This window comes from Undibacterium sp. Ji50W (genome assembly GCF_049340445.1).
Classification (GTDB): Bacteria; Pseudomonadota; Gammaproteobacteria; order Burkholderiales; family Burkholderiaceae_D; genus Undibacterium.
The window spans coordinates 15803-33150 of record NZ_JBMPOX010000016.1; the positions used below are offsets into that span (position 1 = coordinate 15803).

At 52.9% G+C, this 17348-nt stretch carries 17 protein-coding genes; 11 read left to right on the forward strand and 6 right to left on the reverse strand.

Translation table 11 applies throughout. The features are described from left to right. Positions 1-66 precede the first annotated feature (66 nt). Genes ACO0K9_RS19675 through ACO0K9_RS19685 form a run of 3 tightly spaced genes read left to right on the forward strand, consistent with a single transcriptional unit; the run spans position 67 to position 3063 of the window. Positions 67-831: an IclR family transcriptional regulator gene (locus tag ACO0K9_RS19675; protein ID WP_422987785.1), complete on the forward strand. Its 765-nt coding sequence runs from the start codon at positions 67-69 to the stop codon at positions 829-831. Between the two features lie 34 nt (positions 832-865). Further along, positions 866-1681 (forward strand): N-formylglutamate deformylase, encoded by an 816-nt coding sequence (gene hutG / locus ACO0K9_RS19680; RefSeq protein ID WP_422987786.1) that lies wholly within the window; start codon positions 866-868, stop codon positions 1679-1681. Continuing rightward, on the forward strand, positions 1678-3063 hold the full coding sequence (locus ACO0K9_RS19685; RefSeq protein WP_422987787.1) for a formimidoylglutamate deiminase: 1386 nt from the start codon (positions 1678-1680) through the stop codon (positions 3061-3063). Before hutG ends, ACO0K9_RS19685 begins: the two co-directional genes overlap by 4 nt. A gap of 55 nt (positions 3064-3118) precedes the next feature. Here the strand turns inward: ACO0K9_RS19685 and ACO0K9_RS19690 are convergent, their stop codons facing one another. Both ACO0K9_RS19690 and ACO0K9_RS19695 read right to left on the reverse strand, forming a co-directional pair. Beyond that, the gene (locus ACO0K9_RS19690; RefSeq protein ID WP_422987788.1) at positions 3119-3781 is read right to left on the reverse strand and encodes a hypothetical protein; all 663 of its coding nucleotides are present in this window, start codon (positions 3779-3781) and stop codon (positions 3119-3121) included. A gap of 19 nt (positions 3782-3800) precedes the next feature. Next, a complete protein-coding gene (locus ACO0K9_RS19695) occupies positions 3801-4853 on the reverse strand; it encodes a 3-deoxy-7-phosphoheptulonate synthase (protein ID WP_422987789.1) in 1053 nt (350 codons plus the stop codon). Positions 4854-5036: 183 nt separating this feature from the next. Between ACO0K9_RS19695 and ACO0K9_RS19700 the strand changes: the two genes are divergently transcribed. From ACO0K9_RS19700 to ACO0K9_RS19710, 3 genes are all read left to right on the forward strand, one after another. Further along, positions 5037-5789: a phytanoyl-CoA dioxygenase family protein gene (locus ACO0K9_RS19700; protein WP_422987790.1), complete on the forward strand. Its 753-nt coding sequence runs from the start codon at positions 5037-5039 to the stop codon at positions 5787-5789. Positions 5790-5915: 126 nt separating this feature from the next. Next, complete coding sequence (locus ACO0K9_RS19705; protein WP_422987791.1) at positions 5916-6455, forward strand: TlpA family protein disulfide reductase; 540 nt, start codon at positions 5916-5918, stop codon at positions 6453-6455. Between the two features lie 464 nt (positions 6456-6919). After that, positions 6920-7555, forward strand: a complete 636-nt coding sequence (locus ACO0K9_RS19710; RefSeq protein WP_422987792.1) for a substrate-binding periplasmic protein — start codon at positions 6920-6922, stop codon at positions 7553-7555. Between the two features lie 18 nt (positions 7556-7573). On the opposite strand, the gene lysA is transcribed toward ACO0K9_RS19710, so the two are convergent. Then, positions 7574-8839: a diaminopimelate decarboxylase gene (lysA, locus tag ACO0K9_RS19715; protein WP_422987886.1), complete on the reverse strand. Its 1266-nt coding sequence runs from the start codon at positions 8837-8839 to the stop codon at positions 7574-7576. Positions 8840-9153: 314 nt separating this feature from the next. Here lysA and ACO0K9_RS19720 point away from each other — a divergent pair, with 314 nt between their 5' ends. The 3 genes from ACO0K9_RS19720 (at position 9154) to ACO0K9_RS19730 (ending at position 11103) form a co-directional block, all read left to right on the forward strand. After that, positions 9154-9603, forward strand: a complete 450-nt coding sequence (locus ACO0K9_RS19720) for an Lrp/AsnC family transcriptional regulator (RefSeq protein WP_186949989.1) — start codon at positions 9154-9156, stop codon at positions 9601-9603. Between the two features lie 59 nt (positions 9604-9662). Next, positions 9663-10460 carry a transporter gene (locus tag ACO0K9_RS19725; RefSeq protein ID WP_422987793.1) on the forward strand — a complete coding sequence of 266 codons (798 nt, stop codon included), beginning with the start codon at positions 9663-9665 and terminating at the stop codon, positions 10458-10460. A gap of 121 nt (positions 10461-10581) precedes the next feature. After that, positions 10582-11103 carry a TlpA family protein disulfide reductase gene (locus ACO0K9_RS19730; protein WP_422987794.1) on the forward strand — a complete coding sequence of 174 codons (522 nt, stop codon included), beginning with the start codon at positions 10582-10584 and terminating at the stop codon, positions 11101-11103. On the opposite strand, the gene ACO0K9_RS19735 is transcribed toward ACO0K9_RS19730, so the two are convergent. Both ACO0K9_RS19735 and ACO0K9_RS19740 read right to left on the reverse strand, forming a co-directional pair. Beyond that, a complete protein-coding gene (locus tag ACO0K9_RS19735) occupies positions 11104-11655 on the reverse strand; it encodes an NADPH-dependent FMN reductase (RefSeq protein ID WP_422987795.1) in 552 nt (183 codons plus the stop codon). After that, positions 11652-11816 (reverse strand): hypothetical protein, encoded by a 165-nt coding sequence (locus tag ACO0K9_RS19740; RefSeq protein ID WP_422987796.1) that lies wholly within the window; start codon positions 11814-11816, stop codon positions 11652-11654. Before ACO0K9_RS19740 ends, ACO0K9_RS19735 begins: the two co-directional genes overlap by 4 nt. 75 nt (positions 11817-11891) lie before the next feature. Here ACO0K9_RS19740 and ACO0K9_RS19745 point away from each other — a divergent pair, with 75 nt between their 5' ends. Beyond that, positions 11892-12623, forward strand: a complete 732-nt coding sequence (locus tag ACO0K9_RS19745; RefSeq protein WP_422987797.1) for a flagellar brake protein — start codon at positions 11892-11894, stop codon at positions 12621-12623. Between the two features lie 26 nt (positions 12624-12649). Here the strand turns inward: ACO0K9_RS19745 and ACO0K9_RS19750 are convergent, their stop codons facing one another. After that, a complete protein-coding gene (locus tag ACO0K9_RS19750; protein WP_422987798.1) occupies positions 12650-15235 on the reverse strand; it encodes a cation-translocating P-type ATPase in 2586 nt (861 codons plus the stop codon). Between the two features lie 159 nt (positions 15236-15394). Here ACO0K9_RS19750 and ACO0K9_RS19755 point away from each other — a divergent pair, with 159 nt between their 5' ends. Further along, positions 15395-17260, forward strand: a complete 1866-nt coding sequence (locus ACO0K9_RS19755) for a hypothetical protein (RefSeq protein ID WP_422987799.1) — start codon at positions 15395-15397, stop codon at positions 17258-17260. Positions 17261-17348 lie beyond the last annotated feature (88 nt).

The following is a 17348-nucleotide window of genomic DNA, read 5'->3' on the forward strand; positions in this document are numbered from 1 at the left end:
TATGCTTGATGTTTCCCGTCACAGTGCTAGCATGAAAGCTCCAGATTTTCATGTTTGCCCTTGCCCATGGCTTTCCCCCGCAAAACTGAATTACCCCAAAGCGAACGCGTCTTGCAGGTGCTGGCTTGCGTCGCCCGCCAGGGCCAGCCCTTGTCGGCGCGTGAATTGGTAGAGCAAACCGGTTTGCCATTAAGTACCCTGTATCGCCAACTGGCACCATTAAAAAAATGGGGGCTGGTACAGGAACATGCACAGACCGGCCTGTATGAGCCGGGCCCGCTGGCGGTACAACTGGCCCGTGGATTTGACCAGCATTCGTGGCTGATGTCTGCCGCACGTGAAGAAATGATCGAGCTGGTACATAAATCCGGTGAAAGTGTGGGCTTGCTTGCCTACGTGAATGGCCAGGTCATTTGCCTCGACATGCAGGAAACTCAGCAAGCCTTGCGCTGTTCCTTTGCCAAAGGGCGCGCCAGTTCCACGGTGCGCGGCGCATCGGCCAAGGCCCTGCTGGCGTTTTTGCCGCAGGCGGTACAAGACAGTTTGCTGGACCAGAACTTTCTGGAAAATCCGGATCATGCGCAGCAGCGACACGAGGATTTGCTGGCCCAACTGCAAGCCATCCGCAGCCAGCGCTATGCCACCAGCGAAAATGAAATCGACCTCGGCATCTGGGGTGTCAGCGCCCCCGTGTTTTCTGGCAAGGACAGGCTGGAAGCCAGTCTGTCCCTGATGGCACCGGTGCAGCGCATACAAAACCGCAAGGAAGAGCTTGTCAACATGACTCTGACGGCAGCTGACCGGCTCAGCCGCAAATTACAGTATCCCTGAAGCAGAACAAAGAACAGAGGACACAGGAAACATCATGACCGCGTATCATTTTCAACAGGGCAGCGTGCCCTTACTGATTTCCATGCCGCATGTCGGTACCAGCATACCGGACGACATCGCCGTACAAATGCTGCCAGTCGCGCATGAGAAAGCCGATACCGACTGGCATTTGCACCAGCTCTACCACATGGCGGCAGAGCTGGGTGCATCCACCCTCGCCGCTGAATATTCGCGCTATGTGATAGACCTGAACCGCTCGTCCGACAATGCCAACCTGTATCCTGGGCAAGACACGACAGGTTTGTGCCCGGTCGATACCTTTGCCAAGCAGCCTTTGTATGCAGTAGAAAAGCTGCCGACAGAAGCAGAAGTACAACGCCGTATCGCGACATACTGGCAGCCATATCATCAGCAATTGCAGCAAGAGCTGCAGCGCTTGTTGAACCTGCATGGCAGAGTCGTATTATGGGATGCGCATTCCATTGCTTCGACGGTGCCACGCTTTTTCGAAGGCAAATTACCTGACCTGAACTTTGGTACTGCCGATCAACATTCCTGTGACCCCGGCATGCAAACGGCCATCGCCAATTGTCTGCAACAATCCGTTCATGCGAAAGTCTATTCGCATATATTCAATGGTCGTTTCAAAGGCGGTTTTATCACCCGCAATTATGGCAAGCCTGCGCACAACATCCATGCAGTGCAACTGGAAATGAGCCAGTGCATCTACATGAACGAAGCCGCCCCCTATGCATACCGACCCGACCTGGCTGCGCAGGTACAGCCCTTGCTGCAGCAGTTGCTGCAAGCCTGCCTGGACTGGAATACGAGACAAGGTGGCATAGCATGACAAGTCTGTATGCCCATCATGCCTTGTTACCGCAGGGCTGGACCAGCAATGTCCGTTTGCACTGGGACGAGAATGGTGATCTGAGCCAGATTGAGCTTGACGCTGCTTTGCAGGCACATGAGCATGAATATGAGCAGCAAGCCCAATGGGTGCTGCCCGGCATGAGCAATCTGCATTCGCATGCCTTCCAGCGCGCCATGGCAGGCATGACAGAAATGGCAAGTGAAGGTAAATACAACGGCAAAGACAGTTTCTGGACCTGGCGTGATCTCATGTATCGCTATGCGCTGCATATCACGCCGGAACAAATCCAGGCCATCGCTGCGCAGTTGTATGCAGAATGCCTGCGCCATGGCTATACGTCAGTTTGCGAATTCCATTACCTGCACCGCAATCAGGACGGCGATTTTTATGCACGCCCGGCCGAGATGGCAGAGCGCGTGATAGCCGCCGCAGCCCAGACCGGCATGGGTATCAGCATGCTGCCCGTTTTGTACAGCTACGCCGATTTTGGTGAGCTGGCTTTGCGTCATGATCAACGTCGCTTTTCCAGCAATGTGGCAGAGATCATGCAGCTGATAGAAGCGCTGGAAGGCAAGCGCAGTGCCCAGGTTGAAGTCGGCGTCGCCCCACATTCCCTGCGGGCCGCCAGTATCAGTCAGATACGTGAACTGGTGGCGGCGCTTCCTGCTGAACGTCCCATCCATATTCATATCGCCGAACAGCAAAAAGAAGTCGATGCCTGTATCGCTTACGCTGGCAAACGCCCGGTAGAACTCTTACTGGACAGCGGCCTGGTGGATCAACGCTGGTGCCTGGTACACGCCACCCATTTGAACAAGGTCGAAGTGCAGGGCATCGCCGCCAGTGGTGCGGTGGCGGGCATTTGCACGACTACGGAAGGCAATCTCGGCGATGGTTTTTTTGACTTGCCTGATTACATCGCTGCCGGTGGCCGCTTTGGTATCGGCAGTGACAGCCATGTGTCACAAAGCCCGGTAGAAGAATTGCGCTGGCTCGAATATGGCCAGCGCCTGCGCCTGCAAGGCCGCAATATCGCCAGCCTGCCAGCGCAGCGCAAGGTTGGTGATTTCTTATATCAGGCTGCCCTGCAGGGCGGAGCCCAGGCCAGTGGCCGCAAGCTGGGGCAACTGACGGTCGGCTATCGTGCCGACATGGTGGTGCTCGATGAAGATCATCCAAACCTGGCAGGCATTCATAGCGCAGATGTACTCAATACCTGGATATTTGCAGGCAATGATAATCTGGTGCGGGATGTGTATGTGGGGGGGCGGCAGGTGGTGGCTAATGGCAGACATGGTCAGCAGACCGAAATTCAGGCGGCATACAAAAACTGCATGGAAAAATTGCGCTCACTGTAAGCAGGTATTCTGATGCATCAAGTTCATGACCGTCGCATCAGATAGGGCAATTACATTACGCAGCAGGTCGGAAACGACCGATACCCTGATTGTCGATGAGTTGGGTCAGACTACGTTTTGCAGCGCCGATGTTTTTTAATCTCCAGGACCATTTGGTTTGTGCTTTTTGCTCTTTCAGTTTATCCCGGACAAATCTTAGATAATGTAATTCGTCTTCGTTACGGGCAAGTTCAGTGTCAGATATCAAGATATCCAACACTTTCTCGTTATGCTCAAAAAACTCTGGTTTTTTGTTGAGCCATATATTTTGAAAAAGTGCTTCAATCAAGAGTCTTTTGCCAGCGTTCGGATCGTCACTCTGGTTTCCTGGGTAATTTTCCAGGCAGGATTGGGCGCGGAGAAAAAGTTTGTTTTCCTTCTTTCTTTGCCAAAAAAAGATGCAAATGGCGACAACGATCATTGTCGCGGTAAATATCGCGACACCTAAGAATATGAAGGCGCCAAGAAGGACTAATACAATCCCGATTAATTTGAATTTGGCAAAGTAAATTCTTGGTTGGTAACCGAGCTTATCCGCTACCGTGCCTGTGAGCAGGAACAGAGCGGCCAAACTTGCATATTTTCCCGGAAACTCCATGTTTGGCCAAACCATGGTGATCAGAAAATAAATACCACCGACGATCGCTCCGGCGATCATGCCTTCAATATTGATAATCAAGATAAGTTACTATTTGGTATTAGTTTCGCAATCTCGCCGCCGCATCCCGCAACATTTTCTCCGTCGTTCCCCAATCCACGCAGGCATCGGTGACTGAGCAGCCGTATTTGAGCTGTGACAAATCAGCCGGGATAGGCTGGTTGCCAGCGACGATGTTGGATTCAATCATGACGCCGACGATATCCTTGTTGCCGTTGGCAATCTGATTGATGACATCGGCCATGACCAGGGGTTGCAGTTCCGGTTTTTTGTAGCTGTTGGCATGTGAGCAATCGACCACGATATTCGGTGGCAGCTTGGCCTTGGCCAGCGCTTGCTGGGCCATCGCGACAGATACCGTGTCATAGTTGGGGCGGTCACCGCCGCCGCGCAACACCACGTGGCCATATTGATTGCCGCTGGTGCGCACGATAGACACGCGGCCCTGGCCATTCAAGCCCAGGAAGGAATGTGGATGCGATGCCGACAAAATTGCATTGATGGCGATGCTGATGTCGCCATCCGTGCCGTTTTTAAAGCCCACCGGTGTCGACAAGCCAGACGACATTTCACGGTGGGTTTGTGATTCCGTGGTACGGGCACCGATGGCAGTCCAGGCGATCAGGTCACCCAGGTATTGTGGCGAAATCGGGTCCAGCGCTTCGGTGCCGGTCGGCAGGCCGAGTTCACAGACATCCAGCAAGAACTGGCGGGCTTTTTCCATGCCTTCATCGACGCGGAAAGAATCATCCATGTACGGGTCATTGATATAGCCTTTCCAGCCTGTGGTGGTACGTGGTTTTTCAAAATAGACACGCATCACCAGCAACATCACGTCCTTGACTTCTTCCTGCAGGGCTTTCAGGCGGCGTGCATAATCCAAACCTGCGACCGGGTCATGGATGGAGCAGGGGCCTACCACGACAAACAGACGCTTGTCTTTGCGTTCCAGAATATTACGCAGGCTTTCGCGGCTTTGTTCCACCACATCGCCAGCCAGGTCGCTGAGTGGCAGGCGGGCATGTAATTCTTCCGGGGTGGGCATGTTCTCGAAAGAACTGACGTTGATGTTTTCCAGTATGGTATGTGTCATGTTAGGCAAGAGGTTGTAACGTTAATTTTGGCCTACATTATGACCTAATCCGGGGCATTGATTGCTATTGCCTAATCACAAATGCGCTTAATTACTACGCATCTGTTCTGTTTCAGTAGGGGATAAATCCCTTAAAATCAGGAATGCATCACGCTTTTTGCTCACCGATATGACAGAACGACCATGTTAAGCTCCGCGCAACGACAAGAATTTGATACCCAGGGTTTTCTGGTTTTACGACAACAGGCCGCCGCCAGCCTATGTGAAGACATCATCGTCATTGCTGAACAGCAACTGGCTGACGATGTGCAACCCATAGAATACGAGGCCGATACCCGTTACCCTGGCGCACCGGCGTCGCGTGATGCCGAAGGTGGCGGCACTGCCAGGCGGTTGTTGCAGGCATATGCACGCGACCAGCGTATAGCACAATGGGCAAACAGCCAGGCACTGGGTAAGCCATTACTGCAATTGCTGGGCCAGGGCGCGCTGATGTCGCAAGCCCACCATAACTGCATCATGACCAAGCAGCCGCAGTATTCGACGGCAACCGGCTGGCACCGCGACAGCCGTTACTGGAACTTTCAGCGGGCAGAACTGGTGTCTGCCTGGCTTGCCTTGCGCAATGAAACCCTGGACAATGGTTGCCTGCTGGTCATCCCCGGCTCACACAAACTGGAGATTGATGCCAGTCAGCTGGATGCCAAGCAATTTTTGCTGACGGACTTGCCGCAAAACCAGGGCTTGCTGGCACGCGCTCAGCCAGTCCCACTGCAGCAGGGCGATGTATTGCTTTTCCACAGCAATTTATTCCACGCCGCTGGCAAAAACCAGACTACCGCCACCAAGTTTGCCCTGGTCTTTACCTATCGCGCTGCTGATAATCCACCGCTTCCCGCTACCAGGTCTGCAGCTTTTCCAGAGATTGCCATCTAAAATTTGCGCTATGATGAAATAAAGCGGCATGCAGGGCAATTGTGTAAGGAATTTGCCAATGCACCGACCAATGGTGATACGGCGGTGTTCCCGCCATTCCGATTACGCTACATCGTGGAGAACAATATGTCCAAGCTCACCAAATTCCTTGCCGCCGCTCTGTTGATGGCTTTGCCATTTATTGGCTCGCTCAGTCAGGCTGCCAGCAAGGAAGAATTTCCTGCCAAGCCCATGCTGACCGGTACCATGCTCAACGGTAAGCCATTCAAGCTCAATACCGGCAAGGGCGACGTGGTGCTGGTGACATTCTGGGCAACCTGGTGCCCGACTTGCCGTGCAGAAATGCCGACCTTCCGCAAATTTTATGAAGCCAATAAAAAAGCCGGCTTTGAACTGGTGACAGTCAGTATTGACGACGCCATGTCGGATATTGATGACTATTCAAAACTCTCGACCTGGATAAGCAAATCCAGCCAGAACTTCCCTTCGTTGTGGCGTAATGCCCCCAACTACAAAGACAATTTCGGCAAAGTCTTTGCTACCCCGACAGCCTTTCTGATCGGTCGGGATGGCAAGATCATAGAATCATTCAAAGGCGCCATCAAGCCTGACCAATGGGCGCATATCAAATCCCTTATTGACGCGGGTGCGCCTGCCAAAGGCTGAAAACTCTCCTGCCTCCTTCGTTCTGCAGGCAATATAAAAATGACGCGACCCCGCGTCATTTTTTTGCTCAATTTACCACCATGTTGTCATCAGGCTTGCCACTTGTTGCTATTAAAGTTAACATGGGGAAATAGGGTATTGCCCGGATGAAATGTTCGGGCCTGCCTTTTGCTTGTTTATCTGCTGTTCTTCTTCGGTTATTTAAAAATTGTCACCGCGCATGTGTGCGCTTGCATCAGTGACGCCCGAAGTTTGCGGTGTTAATGGTAGGTAATGGTGAGCTCAATGAGAGTGTTACAGACATGGTTGTGAAGAGTCTGAAGTGGCTGAAATGTGTACAAGTGGTCTGCCTACTCATACTGTGCATGGGCGCATCACTGCACCATGCATGTGCTAAAGACGGGGGCAAAGAGGTGGTCGTTCTGACCATCGATCCAGTGGACAGCAGTGGTCAGCCGGTGCCCATGAAAAAGTTGACCACGCTTTTCGAATTTATCGAGCGCGACCAGGGCATCAAAATACAGCATGTGCGCTATCCCTGGCCGCGTGCTCTGATCGCCGCAGAAAATGGCGAGGGGGTGTTATTTGGCGTCAGCAAAACCAGGGAAAGAGAGCGGCTGTTCCATTTCTCACTGCCTGTGCATTCCAAATACATCTTCCTGGTGACCAGAAGCGATGCCACGTTCAAGTTTAATTCCCTGGTTGACCTGAAAGGCAAGACCATAGGCATGCCGCGCGGCATCAGCCTTGGTGATGATTTTGATGCTCTCAAGGACAATTTTTTTACCGTCGAGCCTGACAATAATGCACCCGTTTCACGCGTCTACAAATTGCTCTTTCGCCGCATGGATGTCGCGGTTTTCAGTTCATTGAGTAAAAACCCCCGTGAGCTGGGAGCACGCCTGCAAAAAATACGGGATGCACATGACGGCGGCATGCCCCCCATGGACAAAGTGCAGCTCAGCGTCTTGCCCAAACCGCTAATGATAGACACCATGCATTTTGCCGTAAGGTCGGACAAGGATGACGGCATCATCAATAAATTAAATGTCGCCATCCAGAAAGCGAGAAAGAAGGGTTTGCTGGAAGAGTTGCGCTAGTTCAGGCTTACGTCATATTCAGATGTTTTCCAGCGCGATCAATTCCTGCACTGTCTGGCGACGGCGTATCTGCCTGATCTGTTCACCGTCGACCAATACTTCCGGTATCAAAGGACGCGAATTGTAGTTGGATGACATGCTGGCCCCGTAGGCACCGGCATCGTGGAAGACGAACAGGTCGCCAATTTCACAGGCTGGCAAATCCTGGGTCGTGACCACGCCACCATCTTCCTGCGTGAAGACATCGCCAGATTCGCACAAAGGCCCGGCCACCACTGTCGGGCGCAGAACGCCGGTGCGTGGCGTGCCGTCTGCTGCGTGAGTGCTGATGCGATGAAAGCTGCCATACATGGAAGGGCGCACCAGGTCATTGAAGCCGGCATCGACCAGAGCGAAGAAATTGTTGCCCACCTGTTTTTGCGCCCGCAGTTCAGAGATCAGGATGCCGGATTGTGCCACCAGAAAACGTCCAGGTTCAATTTCCATGCTGATCTTGTGTCCCAGCAGGGCTTCGATTTCTTTTCTGGCCTTGTCCCAGATATCAAAATAATGCGCTGTATCCACCGCTGGTTCATCACCGCGATAAGGGATGGACAAACCGCCGCCGATGGAAATCGCCTGCAAATCGCGTTGGCAGATTTTTACTTGCGCAATCATGGCATCGCAAACGCTTTGCAAATGGTCGTAATCAACGCCAGAGCCGATATGCATGTGCAGGCCCACCAGTGTCAGACGATATTGATCAATGATGGCCAGCGCATGCTGCAATTCTTCATGCCAGATGCCGTGTTTGCTTTGCTCGCCGCCGGTATTGGTCTTGCGGCTGTGGCCATGGCCAAAGCCGGGGTTGATACGCAGCCAGACGGCATGGCCGGGGTGCGCCTGTCCCAGCTGTTCCAGCATTTGCGGCGAACCGCAATTCACCGGGATATTCAATTCCACTACACGCTTCAAGGTGGCGCGGTCCAGCAGATCCGCCGTAAACACGATAGGCGCATGGCCGCCCGCTGCCGCCTGACTGGCATAGCCTGCTGCCAGTGCACGTTCCACTTCACCCATGGATACTGAATCCACCATCACGCCTTCTTCACGCATCAGGCGCAGCAGGTGGATATTGCTGGATGCCTTTTGGGCAAAGCGAATCACATCAAATTGTCGCAGGCGGGCAATTTGTGCTCTTATAACTGTGGCATCATAGGCCCAGCAAGGTGTCTGGAATTCATTCGCAATGCGGGCAAGCTGATCGGCGCTGATAGTAGTCATGGCAGTTTTCTGGGACTTGATGAGTATTAGTGAGGACTTTCGCAAAATTGTCCCAGCAAGGCTATCGCTTTTAGGAAACCTCCCTTGCAAGGGAGGTTTGTTTCGTCGGCAGGCAACATGTTGCCTGAAACCCCGACTACACCGTCAGCGACGAAGACAGTACTTTAGTACCGAATCTTGCTAAATGCGGAGCTGCAACGCAGCTGGGGCGGTTTTGCGTAAGTCCCATTAGTGTAAGCTCTACTTTAACAAGTACAATTCAGAGTATGAATGGGATTCCATAAGGATTTTGTTCGCAATCCGTGGATTTGATTCGAAAAGAACGCGAAATACCTATGAACTCAAAAATCGATCAGTTTGATCAAAAAATCCTGCAATTATTGCAACAGGATGCCCGTATCTCCCATGCTGAAATCGGTCGCCAGATTCATCTCAGCCAGCCTGCCGTGTCCGAGCGCATCAAACGGCTGGAAGCGGCACAGGTTATCCGTGCCTATCGGGCGGATATTAATCCCAAGGCGCTGGGCTATCAAATTACTGCCATGATCAGGCTGTCCACACGGCAGGGCAGGCCGTATGCCCAGTATGTTGCCAATTGCCCGGAAATTATCGATTGTTATACTGTCACCGGTGAAGATGGTGCTGTCATGCGTGTACTTGCCAGCGATGTGGAACATCTGCAACGCATCATCAATGAACTGAATGTATTTGGCTCCACCTCAACCGCCATCGTGTTGACGACCCATGTTGCCGGCAAACCCATCACGGTGCCGGCCATAGATTAAAAAACAGAACCTGCTTCAGGCAGTCCATATTGCTACCCCTTATTTTGGAAGGATATCTCATGCAAAAACACACTAACTTTTCTCTTGCGCTGCTGGCGGCACTGGTTTTGCAGGCGGCCTTTACCTGTACAACGGCCTATGCCGACGATACCGCAACGGCTGACAATGGCATTACCCCGTATCGTCCGTCTGTCTCCAATTCCGCCCAGTTACCGGTGGAAGGGCAACTGGAACTGGAAATGGGTATTCTGTCTGCACGGTCCGACGCTGCCCGTAACCAGAGCCTGCCCTATCTGTTCAAGCTGGCTTTTTCCAAGGAATGGGGCGTTTTGCTGGGTGGTTCTGCCCGCGTCGTCAACGATGACGGTGCTGGCCAGCGCGACCAGGGTTTTGGCGATACCTCATTGATCATCAAGCGCGCTTTCATCATCAATGACGAAACCGCTCTGGGTCTTGAGTTCGGCAATAAATTCCCGACCGCCGGCCAACCCCTGGGTTCCGGCAAATCCGACTGGACCATCAATGGCATCGTCAGCCAGGACCTGGGCAAGATCCATGTTGACGTGAACCTGAATGCAACCCACCTGGGCGCCGCCGATGCCGGTACGTCACACTGGCAAAATGGCCTGTCAAGCGCATTCTCTACCGCACTGGCCGATAAATGGAACCTGACTGCCGAATGGGCTGGCTGGCGGCAGGCCGGCACCAAAAACCAGGGCCAGGCATTGTTCGCCCTTACCTATAGTCCTAACAAACGCATGACGCTGGACGCTGGACTGATCAAAGGCTTGACCAGTGCATCTCCGGATCGGTCCTGGTTTGCCGGGATCGTCATTCCCGTCTCCAAACTGTGGTAATGCTTGCTTTTGTTTGATACGGAGTAAACTGCGGCGATATAAACCTGCTTTGTACAGAAGCCTTATAATCAGGGCCTACGTAAAATTGTCGCAGTCTGTTCGTCTTTAGCTTGGAAGTCATATGCTGGCACCTTCTTCACCTCGCAAATTTGCCCTGTTTTCTGTCATCGCCGTTGTGGCATTGGCAGTCCTGGGCTACCTGTTTTATCAGTCGCTGGGCAGCAAGCAGGCCATGCCGGATGTCAGTTTCACCAACCTCAAAGGTGAAAAAATCTCGGCGCAAAGCCTGCGTGGCAAGGTGGTCATGGTGAATTTCTGGGCGACCTCTTGCAGCACTTGCGTGGCAGAAATGCCAAAAATGATAGAGACCTACAACAAATACAATAAGCAGGGGCTGGAATTCGTGGCCGTGGCGATGAGCTATGACCGACCCGATTACGTCCTCAACTATAGCGAAACCAGGAAACTGCCTTTCCACGTAGCGCTGGACTCGCAGGGCAAGCTGGCGCAGTCATTTGGTGATGTCAAGTTGACACCCACCACCTATGTCATCGACAAGCAAGGCAATATCCTGAAACGCTATGTCGGCGAACCTTCATTTGCCGAATTGCACACCCTGCTGGAAAAAGCCCTGGCTGCCTGATTAACCCTGGCCTGGCGCTGTCTGATTTAACTGCCGCAGCCAGCCGTCGCGCGCTGTAGCCAATGCAGCCTGTAACTGGGCCGCAATAACTGGGTGGGCGACGATTCCATCTTCATCCAGTCCGCCACCTATCACCGCTACTGTCACTGATGCCGCCTCTATAATTTGGGCCGACATCACCGTCAGTATTTCTCTCAATGCCGCGTCGGCATGTGTTGCCCTGGGGGATGCATTCAAGACCATCACCGGTTTATTGACAAATACATCGCTGCTGACGGTCCAGTCCAGCGCATTTTTCATGACGCCGGTGATACCGTGCGCATATTCCGGGCTGGCGATCAGTACCACGTCAGCACTGGCAATCTGCTGCTTAAAATCGGCCACGCTGGCAGGTGGGCAGGCATCCAGATCAGGGTTAAACATGGGCAAGCCTGCCATACCGGCAAATTCTTGTATCACCATGTCTGCTGTTGCCAGGCGCTGGATGGCGCGTATCAGCATGGCGTTGAGTGAGGCGGCGCGCAGGCTGCCGCAAATGGCCAATAGCTTCATTCAGGATTCTTCAGCGAAAGCCGGGTTTGCAAAACCGTATTATGGGTTAATTTGCCCATTGCCGTTTTGACTCCATGTTTGGTCAACACGCCCTCACGCGTAAGTCCTGTTGAAATAAGCCAAAAAGCAACTTCTTGTAAAAATTCAATGCTGATCTTCATTTTGCAGCTATTCTTTGATTGACCCGCCAGCACAGGCAGTTTATTTTTTAGCCGGATAATAAAAAGGGTGGATAGATGTCGGCGTCTTATAGCAATGATGAAATAGAAGACAAGTTTTTTTTACTCGGGCAAAGGGAAATCCTGGGTGCCATGAACGATCTGGCACACCGGCGCGAGCCCGTGACCGTTTATTTTAATGATGGCAAGCAATTTATTGTCACCATGATCCTGTCTGCCAGATCGGATGGCCTGGTGTTTGATATTGGCGGGGACGCCCGTTCGAATAAATTGCTGGAACAGGCCAAGACCTGTGTTTTCCTGGCTTTGCCGGAAGGCATACGTGTACAGTTTTCTGGTATTGATCCGCAACGCTTCGAATGGGGTGATCAGGATGCCTTCTGGGTGCCTATTCCCAAACGCATCATTCGCATGCAAAGGCGTGAATATTTCCGCAATCAGCTTCCCATTATTGACCCGCTGATGGTCAAGCTGTATGACGAGAAGGGACAGATGACCGCTGAATGGCCGATTTATGACCTCAGCGTCGGTGGCCTGAGCGTGCAGTTAAACAGCCCGCCAGAATTCAAACTGCAACACCGCATCGCCAAAATGCTGATCGTGCTGGGTGCCAAAAATGTGGTCCATTGTGAAGGCGTGGTGCGCCATATCACGCCTATGGACAGGGTCAAATTCGGTAAGCACCGCGTTGGTATCAGTTTCCAGAAACTGCCCCATCATATGGATGTGGCGATTCAAAAGCATATCAACCAACTCGAATATGAACGGCACAAGCTCGAAGTCAAGTAGGCAGGACTGGTTGGCTGCCTGGACCCTCATCCAACCTGTATCCAACCCGCAGCCTTCACCGCAGCGATGATGCTGATGCAAAGCAGCGCGGTACCGGCACTCAGACATAATTGCATGAATGGCAGGCTGCCAAAGTAAAACAATTGCGTGAGTGCCGGCACGAACAAACCCAGCGACAAAATCAGCAGGGCAGACGCTACTACCCACCATAATACCGGGTTGGGCAAGCGCAGATTGCGTAGCAAGCTGGTCGACAGACTGCGGTTAATCAAGATCAGGCCCAGATTGCCCAGCACCATCGTGGTAAATGCCATGGCGCGTGCCTGATTGGTATCCATGCCCTCGCTGCGCGCAAGGTAGAACATGCCAACCACCGCCGCCAGCAGAGCCAATCCTTGCAGCAGGCCTTTCCATAAAACCTGGCGGTTGAAGATGCTCGCATTCTGCTTGCGTGGTGGTCGCCGCATCACATCTTTTTCTTCCTGTTCTGCTTCAAAAACCAGCGAGCAAGTAGGGTCGATAATCAATTGCAGCACCAGGATATGCACTGGCATCAGCACTACTGGCCACCCCATCAAGACCGGGATAAACGACATCCCTATCACCGGGATATGCACGGCCACGATAAAGGCGATAGTTTTTCTCAGGTTATCAAAAATCCGGCGCCCCAGGCGTATCGCTGCCACGATGGCGGCGAAGTCATCATCCAGCAACACCATGGCAGCCGATTCGCGCGCGACATCGGTGCCGCGTTTGCCCATGGCGATGCCGATATGGGCCGCCTTCAGCGCTGGTGCATCGTTGACGCCGTCACCCGTCATCGCTACGATTTCACCTGATGTCTTCAAGGCATTCACCAGCCGTAATTTCTGTTCGGGGGCGACACGACAAAAGATAGCCACATCGCGTATGCCTTGCTGCAACTGTGCCTCATCCATGGCAAGCAATTCGCTGCCCGTGATGACCCCGCCAGGTGATACCAGGCCGCATTGCGCGGCTATATTTTTTGCCGTGGCCGGGTAGTCACCGGTAATCATGACCACCCTGATACCGGCCGTCTGACATTCGCGGATAGCTTCTGGCACACCTGCACGTATCGGGTCTGCCAGGGCAATCAGGCCCAGTAGCTGGAATTCAAAATCATGTTGTATCGGCGGCAGATTTTCTGGCAAATTTTCGGCTGACGCGGCAGTCACCGCAATCGGTATTTGCGCTGGACGAAAGGTCGCTCTCGCCACACCCAGCACGCGCAAGCCCTGTTCCGCCATCAGGTTCACCTGGAGCATCAGTTCTTGCACTTGCTCTTTGGGTAAATGGCATAAATCGGCGATGGCTTCGGGTGCGCCCTTGGCGGCAATAATGTATTGCTCTTTGTCTTCAGACGCCCACACGCGTGACATTGCCAGCAGCTCTTTGGACAAGGGATATTCATCAATCAAACCCCAGCTACCGTGCAAGTGTTCAGTCTGGCCCAGCTTGCTTAGTCCGGCAGTTTGTATGGCGACCTCCATGGGGTCAAAGGGTTCACGGTGGCTGGCCAGAATTGCATATTCAAGCACCTCGTGGCAATCTTCAGGCAAGTCTGTCTGAGCATGACCGCAGTCAAACACTTTACCCGCAGCGAACAAACGTGCCACTGCCATTTTGTTCTGTGTCAGCGTGCCGGTTTTGTCTACGCATAAAACCGTTGTTGCTCCCAAAGTCTCTATCACGGGTATGCGGCGTGTCAGTACCCGCTGTTTGGCAATGCGCCAGGCACCAATGCCCAGGAACAGCGTCAATACCACAGGCAACTCTTCCGGGATCAGCGCCATCGCAAAGGTCAGGCCGACCAGTGCGCCGGCTAGCCAGTCGCTACGGCTAAAACCAAACCAAAGTGCCAGCAAAATCGCCAGCGCCAGGCTGCCCAGGGCAACATATTTCACCACTCTGGCGGTTTCCGCTTGCACGCGCGTAGGCGTCACATCGACCGATTGCAATGCCTTCCCTATGCTGCCTATGGCCGTGCTGCTACCCGTCGCCAGCACAATAGCCGTACCCTTGCCCTGTACCACCATGCTACCGGCAAAGACAAATGGCGTGTCAGTGCCACCGGCGCTTACCATCGCCATGGGCAGCGTAGCGGCAGCAGCTTTACTGACAGGTAGCGATTCACCGGTCAGCAAAGATTCATCCACCGTCATGTTCAGGCAAGACAGCAGCACGGCATCGGCAGGCACGCGGTCACCTTCGGCCAGCAACACGACATCGCCTGGCACCACTGCACGCCCCGGCACCGATTGCAACTGACCGTTGCGCAGTACCTGTGCCCGCGGGCTGGACATATCGCGTAGCGCTTCCAATGCTCTTTCAGTCTTGTGTCCCTGAAAAAAAGTGATACCGATAATGACAAACACAAATGCCAGCAAAACCAGCGCTTCGCTGATATCACCCAGAAACAGATAAATCCCGCCGCAGCCTATCAGCAGCAGCAACATGGGTTCGCCCAGTACCTTGCCGGCGATGTGCCAGTTATTCGCCGGTTTGGAAGTGGGTAATTCATTCGCACCAACGGTAAGCAGACGTTGTGCCGCTTCCTGTTCAGTCAGACCATCGGCTACTGTCGTTGTCATGTTCGCTTCACCTTTTGATAAACCGGATGGGAAAGGTTTATTAGTAAAGTAATTTATAACAAATACTGTTGTAGAAGTGGCTAACTCCTGCTGCCCTGATATACATCATCATGTTGCTCTCTGGAATGCAGATAAAAATGCTGCTAAAGTAAGCACAATATGCCCCAGGAGACTGAAGCGATGATGACAATAGAGCAAATACGCGAACAAGTAGAAAAAACCTTTCGCGACGAGGCCGATTTTGATGACACCATGGAATTGCTGGAGGCGCATATGGCAGCCAATCCTGGTGACGCGGAATTGTTGCGCATGCGAATCGCCTTGTTTGACGCCGCCTATGACCATGTCGCCGCCTGGAAAGACAGAAAAACCCTGTTGGCATTGCAGCCCGAAGACCTGGATAACCAGTTAGCCATGCTGTCACGCCAGCACCGCTCTGCACACTGGATCGCCGACGATGCCTTTGCCGAAAGAATGCAGGCCTTGTCTCCGGATGATGATAGTGACGACAGTGACGATGACGGCGATAGTGACGAAGACGAAGAGGTCGAACCCGCTGATCCGGAACTTGAAGCCGCTCTGACCGCCTTGCAAGACGAGGCCGATGCTTACGCCGATGTGCTGCAAAATGAAGCCATCAATGGCTTCCTGCAAATGATGGCGGTTCACGCCCCAGATGCCGGCAGCGCAAGCAAAATACTGGCTGCGTGGGCAGACACCAGCATCTGGAACCCGTGGCAACATTACACACTGATTCTGCAAGCACTGGCAGCCCATCCGCATGAAGTCGCTTTCAAAAAAGAAAAAGCCAGACTGCTGATTTCACTGTGTGATACAACTGAAGAAGACAGCGTTAAAACACCCATCGGTTATTTTGAACACATGATAGCCGGGCGTTACCATGCCACCTCCGTCTACCACGCCATTGCCGCCATCGATGAAGTGGATGGCCTGGACAAAGACCCCGTGCTACTGACAAGTAAGGCACAACTGTTAAAAACCCTGGATGATTATCCTGCCGCTGCAAGCTGTCTCAGACAGGCTGGCATCGCCTATGCAGCGGCTTTGCAAAGTGCCGACCAGGAACAGCGTGAAGACTTGCAGTCCAATTTGTCCGAGGTGTTGCGTGATGCAGCCGCCTGTGAAGGTGGGCGCCAAGCCGTGCATGCCGCGCATTTCGCCGAACTGGATTCATCCATGGCGCGCCTGAATGATTTACCAGACATGCTCATGGGCAAGGGCAAGGACGATGCCGTCAACAATATGGCAGGCCCCCTGGCCGAGTTGAAATCCAGCCTGACAGAATGGCAGGTCGCCAGCAATAATCAGCCAGTCGGACCAAGCGAAGAAGAAATGCTGAAACTAAAAAACATCGCCACCAAAATAGCCAATTCCAGCATGAGCCTGGTTAGCTGGGATCAAATCGATATCCTGCCTATGGAAATAGCAGACTTTGCAGAAGAAATACCCCCTTGGTTTGACGAGATGGTGGCGGTATTAAACAAGACCAGCTTACAGTTTTTATCCTGGTTTCAAAACATGTCCAATGTGGCCGCACTGAAACGCGAAGCACCTGGCCAGTGCTGGCTGTCACCCTCGCATGACTTTGCATTGACGATCGAAGCCACTGGCAGGGTACGCCTGAAACGTTGCCTGAGCATGTTCAGTGATGGCAGCCTGATGTTGACCTCAGATGGTCGTGGAAGTACTTACTATGTCAGCGGTCCGCATGTGCACAGCTTTGGTGTTTTCAAATCCACCCCTCTGAACGACATGCTGGCCTTGCACCATGCGCGCGTGCAGGAGTATCTGGCAGGCAGGCCCGGCATCAGCATCCAACCCATGGATAGCCTGAACAGTGTAGAAGAATTTGAAAACCGTCTGCGCAGCCACAGCCGCGAATTCCGTCTTGCAAACGGTATGACCGATCCTGAAATACGTGGCATGAATGTCAAGTTCAATGACTTTTTTGCGATAGAGCTGAAGCGGGAAGTGGCTGATCGCATCGCCGCATTGACGCATTGACGGCGGCTGCCCATCCATAAAATTCATGCAGCAAAGATATAGAAAAATATTTCTAGACAAAAGTTTCTAGAACATTTATTCTGCTTAC